Origin of the sequence: Chitinophaga sp. (genome assembly GCF_017745275.1) — a bacterium.
Taxonomy (GTDB): Bacteria; Bacteroidota; Bacteroidia; order Chitinophagales; family Chitinophagaceae; genus Chitinophaga.
The window spans coordinates 521377-541163 of sequence record NZ_JAGHZS010000004.1; the positions used below are offsets into that span (position 1 = coordinate 521377).

The following is a 19787-nucleotide window of genomic DNA, read 5'->3' on the forward strand; positions in this document are numbered from 1 at the left end:
TTTTTTACGCTGTTTGCTGGCTGATCTGATCGGCGATACTGTTGAGTAAACCCATTTCGAAACGATGACCGTTGTCTGTAGCGCCTGGTGCGCGTACATATCCGTCTTCATCTTTCTCCATCATTATTTCCTCCCCGTTTACATCTACTAAAAAGCGTTCTGCAGAACTGGCCTTTACATAAAAGCGGCCTCCGGATGTTTTAATCATAAAAGTATTCATAAGATCTTTTTTTTAAAGATCTTTCAGCAAATCACGGACCAGCTATGTCAGGACAAAAAATAATAATATTGGTTCCAGATCAGTTCAAATTCCGCCTGCGTTATCAGTTCAGGAAAGAATTGCTTATCGCCGCTGATGTCGGCTATTTCAGGCATTACAAGATCCGACAACGCCGTGCCTCCAAAATGAAAATTGCAATTGGCGATACCGAAACTTCCGTCTTCGTAAATTTCGATCTTACGGTTTTCAAAACGCTGATTGTCAATTTCACTGTAGAGAAATATGGGTTGATCTTCAAAACGATGCAGCCATGAAATTTTCAGGTATTCCATGACTATACTTTTACCAGGCGGCAATCCCAGGTATCCTTGGGTTGTTCTGTAGCAGTATCCGGCGTTACCACGCCCGTTATCTGGTAAATATTTCCCTCTTCGTGTAAGCGGTCCCCTATCTGTGGAGTAAGGTCATCTTTAAACCGGATAGTGGCAATAATACCGAAGGATTTGTAACTGTGAATTTTTACAATATTCGCAGATCTTACCGGCAGCAGGTATTCGGCCTTCTTGCGATTGTGGCTCCGGTAAAGGGTAAACATCAGCCCTAATGCAAGGGCAAACAGGCTAAGTAGCAGCAGATTCACGGCTTTAATCAGGTTTAGGTGATATAATCTTTCAATGGTTAAAAAGTACCTCCCGTTGGCATAGTGAGGTAATATACCAATATAGCGATTTTAATATATGTAAACAAATTTTTTTTGAGCCGAAGGCATAAAGCGGAAAGCAAAAAGCTATTTTAGCGGATGATCTGAGCGGATTTTGTCTTTAAGCAGTATACTGATTTGCTTTTGAGGAATTAAAAAAATAGCGGAGATGGATGAGCAATATCCCCATCCATCTCCGCTATTTTCATCTGTCTATCAAAATATTAAAAATAGAAAGCGGGAAAATCAGCCCAATCCTGGTTGAAAACAAAATCCGCTCAGATCATCCGCTAAAATAGCTTTTTGCTTTCCGCTTTATGCTTTCTGCTCACTAAATACCATCAAGGGATCATCGTATTTGAACGGATACCCCAATGCATACCGGAGTTTGCGGGAGCTGACTATTTTATATGGCTGTTCTTCTGCCGGTAAACGGCGTGGAACCTGTATTCCCATAGCCTGTGCGGCTGCTTTATAATAGTTGCATCGTTGCGGATGCCCGGTGGCGCAGGCATTGAATGTTTCGCCCCAGATCTCTTTTTCTATAATTGTCCGGATCACGCCAATGCAGTCGTCCCGGTGAATAACGTTCATCGGTTGCTCATTATTCCGTTTGCCTTCACGGATGCGATTGGCATCTGGCAGGCGATCGTAGCCGATTAATCCGCCGAAACGCAGAATGGTGGTTTCAAAGCGGGTGGCCATGATCAATTGTTTCTCCGCAGCCCGCAGTGCAAGGCCGTTGGGGGTTTCCGGCAATTCCTGGCTTTCTTCTGTAACAAGTCCGTTGATATCAGCGTATACAGAGGTAGAGCTGATGAATATAACTTTGCTGATAGTCGTAGTTTCCAGGAAACTGCTCAATAAAGCAATTTCTTCTACATGTGCCTCCGCCCCTCTTTCTTTACGGGGAGGAATATTAATGATGAGTATATCTGCGTCCCAGAAGGCATCAGGGCCGGTGAGTACATCTGTTGATAAAACAACTTCATATGCTTCCAGGCCCAGGGCGGTGAGTTCCGCCACACCGGCGGCAGATGTTCTGGCGCCTTTTACCGCATAACCAGCTTCCTGGAGATGCAGTGCCAATGGCTTACCCAGCCAGCCACAACTTAAAATACTGATCTTCGTTTGCTTCGTGTGCATATTAAAACTTTACCATGGCCTAACCACTTTCTTACTATATCCGTAATAAAATACAGTTTGGATTTTGTGGAGCTATATTCTCTGTCAACCCATATGGTGCTGAAACTGCCGGCCGCGAAGTTAAAACATCCGGTCTATTGTTGGCATTCCAGATCAGGTAATATTTTAGGGCAGCGATGCAGATGACCACCACGAAAGTAACGGCATGATTGATATACATCACCTTTTTGAATTCCTGGTGCTCAATGTCGCGTTCATTTTCGCCGATATAAGGCTTATTCACCAACTCGCCGCCATAGGTATTGGGGCCACCGAAGCGGCAGTCGAGAATCCCTGCCAGTGCGGCTTCCGGGTAACCTGAGTTGGGGCTGGCATGTGCTGATCCATAACGGAGCATGAAATGCCAGGCGCGACTGCTGCCATATAACAAAATCATCAGCAATGCGGTAATGCGGGCGGGGATGAAATTCGCTACGTCATCCAGCCGGGCGGCAAAACGGCCAAAGTAGCGGTACTGCTCATTTTTGTAGCCGATCATCGAATCCAGGGTATTGATCATTTTATACAGCATCATGCCCGGTAACCCGAATATGGCGTAGAAGCAAAGCGGCGCAACCACTCCATCGCTCAGGTTCTCCGACATAGATTCCAGCACTGCGATACGAATCTGCTGTGGTGATAATTGTGCCGTGTCACGTCCTACAATCCACGACAGCCGCGCCCGGCCAGCTTCTACGCCCTCATTATGCAACGTATCAAATACGGCTTTGCCTTCCTGCAACAGGCTTTTATTGGCCAGTGCAAAAAATACGAAAACGCTGCTGAAGCCATACCAGGCCAGTGGCCAGCGCTCCAGCCCCCGTTGTACGAAATAGAAAAAACAAAAAACAGTGGTACATAGGATCATGGTGAGTAAAGCGCCTTTCCAAAAACGGGCCGCTCCTTTGTTCAACCATTGGGTGCCCCATTGAATCATGGTACCGTATAGCTTCACCGGGTGAGGCCAGCTACGCGGGTCGCCCAGTAATAAATCAGCGGCATATCCTAACAGTAACGGTAATACGAATTTTAATACAGGCTCCATTGGCGCAATGCGGTAATCAGTAATGTATTATCGGCGGAACGCTGACAGGCCACGCGGCAATGTCCTTGTTCCAGCCCGTAAAAGTTGGAGGCATCCCGGATGAGGATACCATGGTTTTCCATCAGCCATGCTTTCAGCGAAGCCGCGGTTCCTGTCAGTGTTTCGAACAGAAAAAAATGTGTATGCGTTGGCGATACCCTGAACTCCGGCATTTTGCGAATGCCTTCCCAGAAATGAAAAGTATCCTGTAAAAGAGATTCCTTTGATAATGCAAATTGTGCAGGATGTTCCAGGATATAATAACCTGCCTCCAGTGCGAGGCTGTTTACCGACCAGGGCATTCTAAAGGCACGTACGCGGTCCAGCAGTTGCTTTCTTCCTGCAATATATCCCAGGCGTAAACCAGGAATACAACAGGTTTTGGTAAGCGACCGGAGCACCAATACATTTGGTAAACGGTGCAGATGAGGCACAACGGTAGCTGCCCCCAGCGTAAATTCAATATAGGCTTCATCGATAATAAACACGGTGTGTTTGTTCCGCTGAATCAGCCTTTGCAGCGCCTGATCATCGAGCGCCTGCCCGGTAGGGTTGTTAGGATTGCAGAGAAAAACCAGGTCAGTGCTGAAGCTGGTATCGGGCGTTAGCTTATCCCACAACAGGTATTGCACCTGGTGACGATACAATTTACAGGCATCCGCATATTCGGCGAAAGTAGGCGCTACGATAGTTGTTGTAGCACCTGCAAAGGCCTGGGCTACAAGGTAAATCGCTTCTGTACCACCGTTGGTAACCAGGATGGTGCCGGCAGGCAAACCCGCCTGTTCTTCCAGCATGCGCTGCAATTTTGCTGCGCCCGCATCAGGATAGTGATCAATGCCGCTTACCTTATTACTAAGATGAGTTTTCAATCCTTCCCGGAGGCCGCCGTACCAAACATTAGAGCTGAAGTCCGCTTTAACGGGCTGGTCAAACAAATAACCATCGTCGCCATGTCCCTGTATCATAAGATCATAAAGTTATAATTCCAGTGCCTTATAAACAGCTGAAATGTCAAGATGTTCACGAATATGTGTGGCCAGTTTGTTATATTGTTCCTCTTTAAATTTTTTATAGTCGAACGCTTTTACTACCGCGGATTTATCACATTGCGACAACAAATCGCTGATGATCGTATCATTGTCGAGGATACCATGCAGGTAAGTACCCCAACACCGGGCATGGAGGAAATAGCCATCTGTGGAGCCGTTGGTCAGTTCATTGAGCGGAGCAGGCTGCCGGGCAGTGGTTTCGCCCATATGAATTTCATATCCTTCACAAATCTTTTCCTGGCCGCGGTAACGGAAGTGACGTTGCTGTGTAGTTTTTTCACGGGTGAGTACGGTGGTTACCGGTAACAGGCCCAGGCCCGGAATGCTGCCGGCAGGGCCCTCTACGCCAAATGGGTCTGCAATCTCCTCTCCCATCATCTGGTAGCCACCGCAAATGCCGATGACCACTTTATTTCGTTTATACGCCTCCGTTATAGCTCCGGCGGTGCCGTTATTTTTAATAGCCACCAAATCGCTGATGGTATTTTTACTGCCGGGAATGATAATGATATCCGCGGCTATGATCTCCGCGGGATTATCGGTATAAAAAATATGTACGCGCTCATCTTTTTCCAGCGCGTTAAAGTCGGTGAAGTTAGACATATGCCGTAGTAATACTACGGCAATATTAATGCGACCTGCCATGCGCTGCCGGTGTTTCAATGATCCGGCTACGGAGTCTTCTTCTTCAATATGGATATCGTGATAATACGGCAGCACCCCTGTAACCGGCACGCCGGTAAGGCTTTCCAGTTGTTTGCGCCCGTCATCAAACAGGCGGATATCACCACGAAATTTATTGATGATGATACCTTTGATCAGTGTTTTCTCTTCCGGAGGCAACAGGGCAATGGTACCATATACACTCCCAAAAATTCCGCCGCGATCAATATCCGCAATGAGGTATACTGCGGCGCCGGCATGCAAGGCGATGCGCATATTGGTGATATCGCGGCTACGAAGATTTAGCTCAGAAATGCTACCGGCACCTTCCATGACAATGGGGTTATAACGCCCCGCAAGCCGGTTAAAGGATTGTTTTACTTCTTCAAATAAGGCGTACTTATCTTTCTCCATAAAATATTCCCAGGCCGACTGACTACCGGCAGGTTTACCATGTAGTACCAGTTGTGCACGCTGATCGCTGGTAGGTTTCAGCAGTACCGGGTTCATATCTGTATGCGCGGGTACACCGGCTGCTTCTGCCTGTACCGCCTGTGCACGGCCTATTTCCAGTCCGTCGGGAGTTGCATAGCTATTGAGCGACATATTCTGCGCCTTGAAAGGAGCAGGTGTATACCCATCCTGCCGGAAAATACGGCAAAACCCGGCGGTAATCACGCTCTTTCCCACGTCAGAGGCGGTACCCACAAACATGACCGGCCGAAGATCTTTTTTATGCATGGGACGAAGATAGAATAAAGAAGCAGAAAGCAGAAAGCAAAAAGCTATTATAGCGAATGATCAAAGCGGATATTTATATATTCTACGCTTTAATCATTCGCTATAATAGCTTTTTGCTTTAAGCTTTCTGCTTTCTGCTATTTAAAAATATCATCGCTTAATCCACCATTCACCGTGGCTGTTTTCAGTTGCAGGTTGGTATTGTATCCACCCATGCTGGTAGCCATTTTGAACGGGAATTTGATGCCGCTAACTTCGCGGTAATCGCTGTAGTCGACAGTAGATTCCCCGCCGCCGCCTTCTTGCCCGGCGAGTGTTACTGCACGTACTTTCAGGCCGGTTTTAGTATCGTAGTAGTTACGGAATAATGCGCCACTGGGAGTTGCGATATTTACCACGTAGGCTTGCGAACCATTTACATCTTCTGTTACAGGAGCTACTTCCACCTTGGCATTATAGTCTGGTGCTGTAAAATACAGTTCCTGGAACAAAAGGTTTTTATCTTTCAGGATGGCTTTATCAGTAGCCGACAACGGCATATCTTTTCCCGAATTCGACATGGTAATGTTATTACCATTCGCCACCAGCTTCATGGCCATCAGGTTAGCGATCGGAATAAATACCTGGGTCAGTACCTTATCGGGTTGTTTGTGTTTCATGGTGTACTCGAGTGCGGTACCCGCTACTTCTCCCTCTTCCAGTAAAGACAGGTCTTTAACGGCTTTCAGCTTATCGGCGCCACCAATAGCGTCAATATACTTTTTCAGTATAGCCGTAGCCGTAGTACCTGCAGGTATAGGCTGACCGGCATCGGCTTTCCAGCTATTGTTGGAAGGATTGACATCCGGGAAATTACCTGCCGGATCAATTACTACGCTGGCGAGTTTCACGGTAGACGGATAGTGGAATGTCCAGGTGGCGCCCCGTTGCCATACTTCTACCGGCAAACGCACGGTATCTGATTTACCATTTACGTCTTTAATGGCTATTACTACCGGCATCGGTAATTGTTCCAGGTTCTGGATGGTGATCATTGCACCTTGTGCAGGATCATTTTTCACGTATTGTACACCTTTCACGCCCTGATCCAGCTTCCAGGTATTAAAGAACCAACCACGCCAGAACCAGGCCAGGTCTTCGCCGGAAGCATTTTCCATGGTACGGAAGAAGTCCCACGGGGTGGGGTGTTTAAATGCCCAGCGTTTGATGTATTCGCGGAAAGCGTAATCGAAACGTTCTGGTCCGAGGATTTGATCGCGGAGCAAATTCAGGCCCATTCCGGGTTTGAAGTAAGCAGCCACACCGAGGTAGCTCATATCGAGTACATCGGGAGTAGTTAAAATAGGTTCAGCCCTGTTAGAGAACAGCATTGGTGCAATTCGCTGTGCCGGCTGCGGCACTTTGAATTCTCCTTTGTTGAATTCAGCGGTGGAGATCCCGTTGATGAAGGTATTGAAGCCTTCATCCATCCACGCATATTTGCGTTCGTTGGAACCTACTATCATCGGGAACCAGTTGTGACCGAATTCGTGATCGGTTACGCCCCACAAGCCGCCTTTTGTAGATCTCCAGGAGCAGAATACGATACCGGGATATTCCATTCCTCCTACGGTACCGGCTACGTTGGTAGCTACCGGGTACGTATATACGTACCATTGTTTGGAATAATGTTCAATACATCCTTTCACAAATTCGGTAGATCTGCCCCAGGCATTGTTGCCGGCCACTTCTACAGGGTAGAGTGACATGGCAAGGGATTTTTTACCACCGGGCAAATTGATACGGGCAGCATCCCAGATAAACGCAGCGGAAGCACCCCAGGCTACGTCGCGGGAGTTCTGGCATACGAAATGCCAGGTGCGGTTGCCTTTCGCGGTGCCGGTATTAATTTCTGAGCTGTCGCGGATAACCACCGTCTGATCGCTGTTGCGGGCTTTTGCAAGGCGGCTGATTTCTTTCGGTGTCAGTACCTGTGCTTCGTTGACCAACTGGCCGGAGCCACTCAGGATCATGTTGGCAGGTGCGGTAATGCTGTAATCAAAGTTCCCATATTCCAGGTAAAACTCTGATGCGCCCATGTAGGGAATATTATTCCATCCGAGTATGTCGTCGTACACGGACATACGAGGATACCATTGTGCAATTTCGTATATCCATCCGTTAGTGGTACGCAGGCGGGAGGTACGATCGGTGCCATATTCCGGAACGGTGTAGGCATATTCAATTTTTATCTGCAGGGAGGTACCGGATTTCATGGCATCAGCCAGTTTGATCTGCATACGGGTATCGTTCACCAGGTAATTGGCGGCAATGGTTTTACCATTGCTGATGATGCTCACATTTTTCAGTTCAAAGCCCTGGGTGTAGGTTTTGTTCGCAAAGCGATCGCCGGAAACGGCTACCGTAGCGGAGCCACGGGAGTCTTGCCGGTATATATTCTGATCCAGTTGCAGCCACAGGAAAGGCAGGTGATCCGGACTGTTGTTCTTGTAAGTAATGACAACGGTACCACTGATACGATGTTGTAAAGTATCCAGGGTGACGTCTAATTTATAATCGGCAGCATTCTGCCAGTATTTGGGGCCTGGTTGTCCGCCGGCACTGCGGTACTCGTTACCGGGTGTAGGATAAAACAACGGAGCAAAAGCCTCATGTTGGTCGTATTTTGACGTGGTTTGGGCTGTTCCCTGCTGTATCCCGCCACATAGTAACATGGATGCGATAGCATAGATTTTGTTGAGTTTCATCGGAAGAGATTAGATTATGATAGATCGAATATATCAAAAAAAGCATAAAGCATAAAGCCGAAAGCAAAAAGCTATTTTAGCGGATGATCAGAGCGGATTTTGTCTTTAGACAGGATTATACTGATTACTTTTTTGATTAAAAAGATAAGGGAAGATAGATGAATAATATTACTCATCCATCTTCCCTTATCTTAATTATCTTCTAAACTATCTTCTAATATTCTAAAAATAAAAATCAGTATAATCAGTATAATCAGCCTAATCCTGTCTAAAGACAAAATCCGCTCTGATCATCCGCTAAAATAGCTTTTTGCTTTCGGCTTTATGCTTTCAGCTCCTTTTTTATATGCCTTAAGCGGAAGGCAAACACAATGCTGAGAATACCGGTGGCCCAGAAGGCGGTGGCCATGAGTCCCAGGATGGCGGCTACGCCCAGGGCGGGATTATCAAGTATTACAATCGCGATAATAATTAAGAGTATTCCTCCTATCAGCAGCCAGCCCCAGTTAGGGATTCCTTCGGTTTGCAGTTGTATGGAAAAGCCAATGAGGCTGATACCTTTGAACATAAACCAGAAGGCCAGGAATAATGGGAGTACAGCCATACTGATAGCAGGATAGCCTATCAGTATCCCTCCTATCACCACATCTACGATCCCCGACGCCAGTGACCATCCCCATCCCGTATGAGAGGCCCGGTTGCCGAGGGCAAACGCGATTTCAAAAATCCCGGTTACAAATAATGTGACGCTGAAAAAAATACTGAGTAATACGTAGCTGCTGAATGGATTGGAGAAAACAATGAAACCGGCAATGAGAAAGATAATCCCATTGAGCAGATAGAGCCACCAATACTTCACATTATTACGAATAGCAGAGATGATTTGTGACATAATCGTTACTTTAATGTTAAATAATGGGTAGTAGTACTGTTCCTCTAACACTATGTATCGTAAAAAGTTCGGTGGAATTTCATCCACGGAAAAACGACAGAAAGCACATAACTTTGTCAAAATGATTAAAATCATAGTTTAAACAAAAGACGGAAATTATCTTTGCGGCATGAATAAGGCGATTAAGCAAGACAGAAAGCCACCTAATTGGTGGCACCAGGTAGATTTCATGGGCATACACGCTGTGCCTCTATTAGCTTTCTTTACCGGCACAACAGCATTTGACTGGATTTTATGTGGCGTATTGTATGTAGTCCGCATGTTCTTTGTAACGGCGGGTTATCATCGTTATTTCTCGCATCGTGCCTTTAAAACGTCGAGATTCTTCCAGTTTATCCTGGCTGGTGGTGCGCAGAGCAGCTTGCAGAAAGGCGCCTTATGGTGGTCAGCCAATCACCGTATCCATCACAAACACAGTGACACCCCGGAAGATCCGCATTCAGCAAATGTTTACGGTTTCTGGTATGCACATATTGGCTGGATCATGGGACCGGAATATAAACCTACCCGTTTTGACCTGATCAAAGATCACAAAGCCAAAGAATTATTGTGGCTGAACAAGTGGCATATGGTGCCTGCAGTAGTACTGGCTATTGCCGTGTATTTTGTGGGTAATAAAGTAAATGGTACCGGTTGGTTCGACTGGCACGCAGGTTTATCTACCTTGCTGATCGGGTTCTTCCTGAGCACGGTGATATTATACCATGGTACTTTTACCATCAACTCTCTCATGCATAAAATTGGTAATAAAAGATATTATACAGGAGATGAATCCCGCAACAGTGCTATCCTGGCTTTGGTTACGCTCGGTGAAGGCTGGCATAACAACCACCACTATTATCAGAGTGCTGCCAGACAAGGATTCTACTGGTGGGAGTTTGATATCACCTACTATGTTATCAAAACATTAGGCTTCCTCGGTATTGTATGGGAAATACGCCCGGTACCTGACAAACTGAAAAACAGTAATAAGCTGAAGCAACTGGCTTCTGAGCGGGTACCAGTGGAAGAAGTACATTAGTAAAGAGCAGAAAGCGGAAAGCATAAAGCAAAAAGCTATTGAGGCGAATGACATGAGCGAGTATTAGATTACTTATTCGTTTATGTCATTCGCCTCAATAGCTTTTTGCTTTATGCTTTCCGCTTTCCGCTTTCTGCTCTTTATTTTCTATCTTGTCTCCCTAAAATCTAAAACATCCATGCAATACGCTCCAGCAGCCAACAGATACAGTCAAATGACCTATAACCGTTGCGGCAAGAGTGGCGTTCAGCTACCGGCCGTTTCACTGGGATTATGGCACAACTTCGGTTCCATCGACAATTTTGAGAATGGACGCAGTATTATCCGCAATGCCTTTGATAAAGGGATTACTCATTTCGACCTGGCTAACAACTATGGCCCGGTGCCGGGTAGCGCGGAGGAAAATTTCGGCCGGATACTGAAACAGGATTTTACCGGCCATCTCCGGGATGAACTGATTATTTCCACCAAGGCCGGGTATACTATGTGGCCTGGCCCATATGGGGACTGGGGTTCCCGCAAATACCTTGTTTCCAGCCTGGATCAGAGCTTACGCCGGATGCAGTTGAACTATGTAGACATCTTCTATTCTCACCGCCCGGACCCGGCTACGCCAATAGAGGAAACCATGGGTGCCCTGCATAGTATTGTGCAACAGGGAAAGGCGTTATACGTAGGACTTTCCAACTATACGGCCGAGCAAACCAGTACCGCCGTTGCAGTGTTGAAATCGCTGGGAACACCTTGCCTGATTCATCAGCCCAAGTACAGCATGTTTGAACGTTGGGTAGAAAATGGGTTGCTGGATGTGCTGGAAGCGAACGGAGTGGGTTGTATTCCTTTTTCGCCGCTGGCACAGGGTTTACTGACCGACCGTTACCTGAACGGTATCCCGGCTGGCTCACGTGCCAGCAAGCCGAGTGGCTTTTTGCAGGAAGGCGATGTAACGCCGGCAAAAATTGAACAGGTAAAAAAATTAAACCAGTTAGCGCAACAACGTGGACAATCTCTCGCCCAGATGGCGCTGGCCTGGATACTGAAAGACAAACGTATTACCACCGTGTTAATTGGTGCCAGCTCTGTAGCACAACTGGATAATAACCTGGATACGTTGAAAAATACTGTTTTTACGAAAGAAGAACTGGATGCCATCGAAGCCATCCTCAAATAATTCCCGGACGTGCAAAGATGCTACCGGCGCATCTTTGCACGTTCATATTGTATTGGCCATTTTATTTCCGCGTGTAATGCATGCGCTGCATGCAATGGGAAATACGGATTTCTCAACAACTCCCTCGCCATGAGCACCATATCTGCCCGGCCTTCTGCAATAATACTTTCCGCTTCTTCTGCTGTTGTAATCATTCCTACCGCCCCGGTGGGGATACCTGCTTCTTTCTTCACTTTCTCCGCAAACGACGTTTGATATAAAGGCCCTGTTTTGATTTGCTGGTGCGCCGCAAGCCCACCGGACGAGCAGTCGATCAGGTCTACCCCTTTATCTTTCAGAATACGGGCCAGTTGTACGGATTCTTCCGGGTTCCAGCCACCTTCTGCCCAGTCGGTGACAGAGATTCTGACCAGTAGCGGGTATTGCTCCGGCCACACCGAACGTACGGCAGTTACCACTTCCAGCAGGAGGCGTATCCTGTTTTCAAAGCTGCCGCCATATTCATCAGTACGGTGGTTGCTGAGGGGAGATAGAAAATTGTGCAACAGGTATCCATGCGCAGCATGCAACTCCACCACTTCAAAACCGGCCTGTAAGGCCCGTACAGTGGCCGCCTTAAAGTCTTTCACTATTTTACGTATCCCCGTTTCCGTAAGCGCTTCCGGTAATGGATATACGTCGTTGAACGGGATGGCGCTGGGGGCTACTACCTGCCAGCCACCCGCTGCTGCGGGGAGTGTGCCGCTCCCCTCCCAGGGCCTGAGTGTACTGGCTTTGCGGCCTGCATGCGCCAGTTGTATCCCTGGTACGGCTCCCTGCGCGGCAATAAAGGCGGTGATACGATGCAACATAGGAATATGTTCGTCTTTCCAGATCCCCAGGTCATGAATAGAAATACGCCCTTCCGGCGATACAGCGGCAGCTTCGGAAAGTACCAGCCCGGCGCCTCCTACTGCCCTGGTGCCAAGATGCACCAGGTGCCAGTCGTTCGCAAAACCATCTTCGGACGAATACTCGCACATAGGAGATACCACTATGCGATTCCGGAATTCAACTTTTCTCAATGAAAAAGGTGTAAACAAATGCGACATAATCTGTTGCTTTTAAGTTCGTTAAAATTAAGCATAAATCATATAGCGAAAACATACTCATCAAGTGGCATACTACACCGGAAAAATGTCCGGAAATGCGTATTTTTAGGGCCTTATACCTATAATTACGATGTATCTGTTCCCTGCCAAGTGCAACATTGTTGGAGCCCTGTTGCTATTTCTGTTTGTGAGTTTTTTTAGTGTCCAAGGTGCTTATGCGCAACAGAAGGCGGATTTCTCGGCTTCTGTTGTGAGCGATTGCGAATCGGTGAGCACAACATTCAACGATTTATCTACCGGCACACCCGTAGCCTGGCTATGGGACTTTGGTAACGGGAATACCAGTACGAAAAAGAAGCCATCCGCTACTTATGTGAAAGTAGGCAGCTATGCCGTGACCCTAAAAGTAACTTACGCCGACGGCAGTACGCAAACCACCACCAAACCAGATTTTATCCACGTAAGAGCAAAGCCCACAGTTGACTTCAGCGTATCTCCCACCAAAGGTTGTGTTCCATTCACGCCAACCTTTACAGATAAGTCCAAACCAGGAGATGGCACCTTACAGAGCTACAGCTGGGATTTTGGCGATGGTGGCGCCGCAGAAAATGCAGCCGGTACGGTTACGCATAATTATACAGTACCGGGTATATACAGTGTGCTCCTCACCGTTACTAACAGCTATGGCTGCACGAATTTCAAGGTGATGGACAAAGCAGTTGACGTGGCAGCTGCTTTAAATGCCGACTTCACCGTAGCAGAAAAAACGCTTTGTAAAGCACCGGTAGATGTGCTGTTTACCAACACCTCCTCCGGCAACGGTACCCTGAGTTATAAATGGGAATTTGACGATGGCGGCAGCAGTACCGCCAAAGATCCCGGGAAACATACTTTTACCACCAAGGGCACGCACAGTATTAAACTCACGGTGAGCAATGACCGGGGATGCACAGCAGAAAAACTGGTAAATGATATTAATGTCGGCAATTATACCTCTACGCTGACAATGCCCACCCTGGCCTGTACCAATCAATACACCGTCTTTCAGGCGGCTTTTTCCCCGGTACAACCACAAAGCACTACCTGGGAAGTAAACGGACAATGGACCTGGCCCAACAGCAACAACAGTCTCTCCTATTACCCCGCTGCTGCCGGTCCGCTAAAAGTGAAAGTAACAGCCATGTTTGGCAACTGTGCAGACGTAGTAGAAAAAACGATTGACGTAAAACAAACGCCTACAGTCGCCATTGTTACGGATAATAAACCTATCTGTGATATACCCGCCACCGTTATCTTTACCGGCAACACTACAGATGCCACCACCTGGGCCTGGACTTTCGGTGATGGACAAACATCCACCCTGCAGAACCCTACACATATATACAACCGGGAAGGATCATTTTATCCCAGGCTGCAGGCAACAAGTAAGGACGGCTGTGCTGCCACAACAGAAGGGTATTTATATATCAGTAAAACAACGGTAGGCGCCTATGCCAACATCAGTGATGGCTGTGAAGGTTTGAGCGCCGAATTCTTCTCCAACATTAACAGTACGGACCAGATTAAAACCTGGTTGTGGGATTTTGGAGACGGCAGCACATCTACACAGGACAAGCCGGTGCATACTTATCCAAAGGCAGGTAATTATAGCGTTTCCCTGAAATATACCACCGTCAATGGTTGTAGCGGGACTGTAAATCTCTCTTCCCTTATAAAGGTATATAAAAAGCCTACCCCGGACTTCAGCTCGCCGGATGCGCCAACCGTATGTGGGAACACCTCCACCACCTTCCTCGACAAATCAGATGTGGGAACAGAGTGGCAATGGAATTATGGAGATGGTTTCAACGGATATGGAAAAAATTCTGTGCATAGCTACCAGGAACCGGGTACCTATGACATTACCCTAACCGTATACAATGGCACCTGTTCAAATACGATTACCAAAAAGGCTTACATCACTACTGTAAATCCTTTCCCCCGGTTTACGGTGAACCCGGTAGACTGCGATAATCGTATGACCGTTAGCGTTACAGAGAAGTCTCTCGGGGCTACCAGCTGGAAATGGAGCTGGGGAGACGGAACAGAAACCAGTTCTACAGTTCATAGTGACATCGTGAGTCATACCTATGCTAAATCCGGCACTTACACCATACAACTGACCACGTCGGATGGGCACTGTACCACCTATCTCAGCGGACAGGCGAGAGTGATAGCGCCATCTCCCGTAACTATCACTACCGACAAAACAGTACTTTGCAGCAACGAAACAGTTATTGCACGCGTAACACAGGAAGATGCCAGTATACATGGTACCTTTCCTTATCACTGGTTGATGGACGGCGCTGATTATTGGTGGTACAATTACAATAACAACATCTCCTACTCCAATCTTACGCCCGGCAAACATGTGGTAGGTTTAAAGATCATTGACCAGTTAGGTTGCCCCAATACCAGTAACAATGTAGATCTTACTATACGCGGTCCGCTGGCAGACTTCAACCTGCCTTCACAGGTAGAATGTAAAGGAACCGAATTGACTTTTACAGACAATACCGATCTGACCAACAGCAGTGGGATAAAAAAATGGGTCTGGAATTTTGGTGACAATACCTCTCCTGAAACCTTTACCAGTCCGCCGTTTAAGCATACCTATGCCCAAGCCGGGAATTATACGCCTACCCTTACCGTTATGGATAAAGATGGTTGCGTGAATACCTCTGGTAGTAAATACCTGCAGGTGAATGGACCATTTGCAGACTTCAACCCCGACGCTTATGTTGTTCAACCAGGCAGCCTGGTGAACTTCTGGAATGCATCTTACGAAATTGGTGGTACCATCACGGATTATAAATGGGACTTTGGAGATGGCTCCACCGCCAGCGACTGGAATTATGTAACTCACCTGTATCCTGAGAAAGGCGTATTCCCGGTGACGCTCAAAATGACAGACGACAACGGCTGTACCGACACCAAAACCAAAACCATCAAGGTATCTGCAGTGGGAGCAGGTTTCACCTACACCGGCTCGTTTGTAAACGGTGGAAACTGCGCCCCTATGATTTTCCGTTTCAACAATACCTCCATCAACTACTTCACCAGCTCCTGGGATTTTGGAGATGGCGCCACTTCTGACCAGGCCTTCCCCGTACATACGTTTACAGAGGCCGGACACTATAAAGTAACCCTTAAAGTAAAAGGTATTGCTGATTCAGAAGATGAATACAGCGAAATAGTGGTGGTAAAGGGCCCTTATGCCACCATTACCACCAGCGCCGAGGGAGGTTGCCTCGAAAAGGAAATATCGTTTAAAGTGAAGCCTGAAAATGCCACTTCCTTTAGCTGGGATTTTACAGATGGAGAAGTGGAACAAACCGATAAGCTGGAAATTACCCACCGTTTCACCGAACCAGGCATTTACAAGCCCAGGCTATTACTGAAAGATGATGCCGGCTGTAAAGGCGCCGCCTTCCTGGATCACCCGATTGTGATAGATCAACTGGATATAAAACTTCATCCGAATCCAGACAAAATATGCGGCGAAGGTACGCTGACTTTTGCGCCAGTATTCAACAGTTATTCGGTAGATGAGCTGAAGATAGCGCCCACCTTCACCTGGACTTATGATCCGGACCTGGCGGCTAAAAATACCAATACCACCACACCAACGTTTTACCTGGATAAAACAGGCACGTATAAATTTGGCCTTACCGCCACTACCAAATACGGCTGTACCCAAACCGTGGAAGAGCCATACAACGTATACCCGCAACCGTTAGCATCCATTAGCGGTGCAGTAGAAGTGTGTAAAGATGCGCCCATCAGCTTTATTGGCAATGTGGCGCCGTCGGCCGATGTTACCTGGGATTGGGAATTCGGTAACGGTAAAACCAGTACGAAACAACAACCAGCGGCGCAAACTTATTCCACCGCCGGCGATGCAACTGTAACGCTGACGGTAACCAGTAAAGACGGCTGTATCGACAAAACCACCCATGCACTGACAGTACTGCCTTTACCGGATATTAAGGCCAGTGCACCGGCAGAATTTATTTGCCTGAATAACACCACAATCTTACATGCCGGCGGTGGCATCCGCTATGAGTGGACGCCTGCCGATGGGCTCAATGATCCGGCCATTCCGAATCCTACCGCATCGCCGGCAGTGACCACTACTTACCAGGTAAAGGTGACTGACAACAAAGGCTGCGTGAATACTGACGAGGTGAAGATCAGGGTGGTACAACCTTTCACCATTCATGCCACGCCTGATACCGTGCTCTGTTTGGGCGATCCGTTGAAACTGCAGGTATGGGGCACCGATTACTATGTATGGCATGGGTTTGGGCTTGATAAACCTAACTCTCCCACGCCGGTAGCTACCTTGAAACATACCGGTCAATATACCTATGACGTAACCGGGTATGATAAAGACAACTGTTTCTCCGATCATACTTCGCTGACCGTACATGTAAATCCTACGCCTACCGTGAACGCAGGTATTGACCGGCAAACCATGGCAGGTGTTCCGGTATTCCTGGCCAGCAACAACAGCAATGACGTGATCCGCTGGAGCTGGACACCACCGGAATACCTGGACTGCACCAACTGCCAGCGGGTACAGGCCTTACCTAACCTCAGCACCCTTTACAAGGTAGAAGTAGAAAACGTATATGGCTGCAAGGCTTCAGACGATGTGATGGTTCATGTGCTGTGCCAGCAGAGCGCCATCTTTATGCCGAACGCATTTACGCCTAACCATGATGGCAAAAACGAACGTATTTACCCTAAAGGTAAAGGAGTGAAGGAAGTAGAATGGCTGCGCATTTATGACCGCTGGGGCACCCTGGTGTTCGAAAGAACGCACTTCCCGGTCAACGTGCCTTCCGCCGGATGGGATGGACGTAGTAATAACCGCGAAGCGCCGCTGGGCACCTATATTTATTCCATGCAAACCGTGTGTGAGAGCGGGGAGAAATTTGAGTTTAAAGGAAATATTGTTTTAATAAAATAAATCTCTTTCTATCAAAGCGCGCTCAAAACCGGTTGTAAAAAATTTAAAAAAGGTTGTTATGTCTATGTGCATGATAACCTTTTTTCATTCTTATCTACCATGTTAAAGAAAGCCTAAACGGATATTTCATTGATAAAAAAATGATTAATTCGTAGCAGATAAAAAATGCACATGGAGCAACTCAATGAACCTACACGCCCCTGGTCTCTTTTCAGCAAATTATCTTTCAGGTTCTGGGCTATTTACTTCTTTCTTTACTATACGGGAAATTTTAGTTTTTCTCAACCCTTCTGGACGCCGCTGGCTAACCGGGCGGGCAAATTACTGATTCGCAGAGATTTTGAGGTTACCGTATGGACTAACGGCAGCGGGGATACGACGTATAACTACCTCGTTGTTTTTTGCGCATTCCTTTTAGCATTGCTGTTAGCTGTAGTATGGTCTGTACTTGACCGTAAGCGGGAAGGTTATGACCGGTTGCAGTACTGGGTGAGCGCAGTTTTATGTTATTGCCTGGCAACCGTCATGATCAGCTATGGCATGGCTAAACTAACAAAATCACAGTTTCCGTTCCCGGGGCTTTCAAAATTGGATGATCCGTTTGGAAATACCTCTCCGATGGGGCTGGCCTGGTGTTATATGGGATATTCTACCGGCTACAATATATTTACCGGTATGGCAGAATTCCTGGGAGGCTGCTTTCTTTTCGTTCGCAGGACCCGCCTGTTTGGGGCATTGTGGTCTATGACGGTGATGTTGAATGTAGTTGCGATGAATTTCTTTTATGATATTCCCGTAAAACTATTCTCCACCCATTTATTCCTGATAGCACTATTCATCGCCGCACCTGATATACCCAGGTTACTTCAATTTTTCTTTTCACAAAAGCCAGTGGAAGTGGCCACACGCTGGGTACCGGCTTTCCGTTCAAAATGGAAGCGCATTACCTTCACTTCCTTAAAATACCTGCTTATCAGCACTTATTTGGGATGGACAATATATGACGGCCTGTTTACTGTAAAATGGATAGCGCAGGATAGCAAAAAGCCACCATTATACGGTATTTATGAGGTTACCCAGGTACGGGCCGATTCATTATTCAACCCGTGGATAGCGGAAATCCGGCGCTATCAGAAAATTTATATTGAAAAAGAATATGGTTTAACGACCCGCAAAAATAATAAAGATCTATCCTTTTATTATTCGAAAACAGATACCATCAAACATCAGCTATCCTTCTGGGACAACGCCGGTGGCGACACCGTACAACTGCATTATCAACAGACAGGGAAAAATGTATATTTGCTGGATGGTACTGCCGGCAAAGACAGTATACATTTACAATTGAAAAGAAAGGACCCGAATGACTACCTGTTGGTAAACAGAGGTTTTCATTGGATCAATGAGCACTCTTTGAATCAGTAATATGACCATAGCAGAACATCGCCAACGTATATACGAAAATGGATTTACGGTAATAGACGCTGTATTTGACCAGGGAGTAATTGATGCTATGCTTGCCGTGATAAGTAATACAGACGCTTCCGGACCTTTATTCCGTAAAACAAACGACCTTTTCGCCATCCGTCGCTTCCTGCAAACGGTACCGGATATACGACCGCTTATTTTCTCAGCGTCTCTGCAAAGCTTACTGGAAGCGCTTTTCGGCGAAGGCTATTTCCCGGTAAAATCCATTTACTTCGATAAGCCCGGACAATCGAACTGGTTTGTGGCCTGGCACCAGGATCTCACCATTTCCGTGGCAGAAAAACTAGCCGTAGATGGCTACGGCCCATGGACCGTGAAACCCGGTCAATATGCGGTACAGCCACCGGTTGCATTGCTCGAAAACAACTTCACCATTCGCATTCACCTGGATGATACCGATGAACATAATGGCGCGTTGAAAGTCATACCCGGCTCCCACCGGAACGGTGTTCACCGGGCTGACACTATCAATAGAAACATGACACCGGATGTTAGTTGCAACGTACGCAAAGGCGGCGTAATGATTATGCGTCCGCTGCTCATGCATGCCTCCAGTCGCAGCAGTAATGGGCATAACCGCCGGGTGATACATATTGAGTTTAGTAATCAAACCCTGGCGGGAGGGTTGCGTTGGGCAGAGCAGAAAGCATAAAGCTAT

Annotated in this window: 15 protein-coding genes; 5 read left to right on the forward strand and 10 right to left on the reverse strand. The window is 47.1% G+C overall.

Annotation, left to right across the window (positions count from 1 at the left end; all coding sequences use genetic code 11):
• Positions 1-4: 4 nt before the first annotated feature.
• From J7623_RS14880 to J7623_RS14920, 9 genes are all read right to left on the reverse strand, one after another.
• Positions 5-220 (reverse strand): hypothetical protein, encoded by a 216-nt coding sequence (locus J7623_RS14880; protein WP_291921412.1) that lies wholly within the window; start codon positions 218-220, stop codon positions 5-7.
• A 47-nt stretch (positions 221-267) separates the two neighbouring features.
• On the reverse strand, positions 268-552 hold the full coding sequence (locus J7623_RS14885) for a hypothetical protein (RefSeq protein WP_291921415.1): 285 nt from the start codon (positions 550-552) through the stop codon (positions 268-270).
• A 2-nt stretch (positions 553-554) separates the two neighbouring features.
• The gene (locus J7623_RS14890; protein WP_291921417.1) at positions 555-860 is read right to left on the reverse strand and encodes a hypothetical protein; all 306 of its coding nucleotides are present in this window, start codon (positions 858-860) and stop codon (positions 555-557) included.
• Between the two features lie 375 nt (positions 861-1235).
• Positions 1236-2066, reverse strand: a complete 831-nt coding sequence (locus J7623_RS14895) for an SDR family NAD(P)-dependent oxidoreductase (RefSeq protein ID WP_291921420.1) — start codon at positions 2064-2066, stop codon at positions 1236-1238.
• Positions 2067-2100: 34 nt separating this feature from the next.
• Positions 2101-3150 carry an adenosylcobinamide-phosphate synthase CbiB gene (gene cbiB / locus J7623_RS14900; RefSeq protein WP_291921423.1) on the reverse strand — a complete coding sequence of 350 codons (1050 nt, stop codon included), beginning with the start codon at positions 3148-3150 and terminating at the stop codon, positions 2101-2103.
• On the reverse strand, positions 3135-4157 hold the full coding sequence (locus J7623_RS14905; protein ID WP_291921427.1) for an aminotransferase class I/II-fold pyridoxal phosphate-dependent enzyme: 1023 nt from the start codon (positions 4155-4157) through the stop codon (positions 3135-3137). The genes cbiB and J7623_RS14905 overlap by 16 nt, the downstream gene beginning before the upstream one ends.
• Positions 4158-4169: 12 nt before the next feature.
• Positions 4170-5645, reverse strand: coding sequence for a cobyric acid synthase (locus tag J7623_RS14910; protein WP_291921430.1), 1476 nt, complete (start codon positions 5643-5645; stop codon positions 4170-4172).
• A 137-nt stretch (positions 5646-5782) separates the two neighbouring features.
• Positions 5783-8392, reverse strand: a complete 2610-nt coding sequence (locus J7623_RS14915; protein WP_291921432.1) for a M1 family metallopeptidase — start codon at positions 8390-8392, stop codon at positions 5783-5785.
• 322 nt (positions 8393-8714) lie between these two features.
• Positions 8715-9284, reverse strand: a complete 570-nt coding sequence (locus J7623_RS14920) for a DUF308 domain-containing protein (protein WP_291921435.1) — start codon at positions 9282-9284, stop codon at positions 8715-8717.
• Positions 9285-9453: 169 nt separating this feature from the next.
• Between J7623_RS14920 and J7623_RS14925 the strand changes: the two genes are divergently transcribed.
• Together J7623_RS14925 and mgrA are read left to right on the forward strand one after the other, a co-directional pair.
• Entirely contained in the window at positions 9454-10365 is a 912-nt protein-coding gene (locus J7623_RS14925) for an acyl-CoA desaturase (RefSeq protein WP_291921438.1), read from the forward strand.
• A 178-nt stretch (positions 10366-10543) separates the two neighbouring features.
• Positions 10544-11536 carry an L-glyceraldehyde 3-phosphate reductase gene (mgrA, locus tag J7623_RS14930; RefSeq protein ID WP_291921441.1) on the forward strand — a complete coding sequence of 331 codons (993 nt, stop codon included), beginning with the start codon at positions 10544-10546 and terminating at the stop codon, positions 11534-11536.
• Positions 11537-11556: 20 nt separating this feature from the next.
• Here the strand turns inward: mgrA and J7623_RS14935 are convergent, their stop codons facing one another.
• Positions 11557-12627 carry an NADH:flavin oxidoreductase/NADH oxidase gene (locus J7623_RS14935; protein ID WP_291921444.1) on the reverse strand — a complete coding sequence of 357 codons (1071 nt, stop codon included), beginning with the start codon at positions 12625-12627 and terminating at the stop codon, positions 11557-11559.
• 268 nt (positions 12628-12895) lie between these two features.
• Here J7623_RS14935 and J7623_RS14940 point away from each other — a divergent pair, with 268 nt between their 5' ends.
• From J7623_RS14940 to J7623_RS14950, 3 genes are all read left to right on the forward strand, one after another.
• Entirely contained in the window at positions 12896-17641 is a 4746-nt protein-coding gene (locus tag J7623_RS14940) for a PKD domain-containing protein (RefSeq protein WP_291921447.1), read from the forward strand.
• Between the two features lie 171 nt (positions 17642-17812).
• Positions 17813-19066, forward strand: a complete 1254-nt coding sequence (locus J7623_RS14945; protein ID WP_291921450.1) for a hypothetical protein — start codon at positions 17813-17815, stop codon at positions 19064-19066.
• A gap of 1 nt (position 19067) precedes the next feature.
• Positions 19068-19781 carry a phytanoyl-CoA dioxygenase family protein gene (locus J7623_RS14950; protein WP_291921453.1) on the forward strand — a complete coding sequence of 238 codons (714 nt, stop codon included), beginning with the start codon at positions 19068-19070 and terminating at the stop codon, positions 19779-19781.
• The last annotated feature ends 6 nt before the right edge of the window (positions 19782-19787 follow it).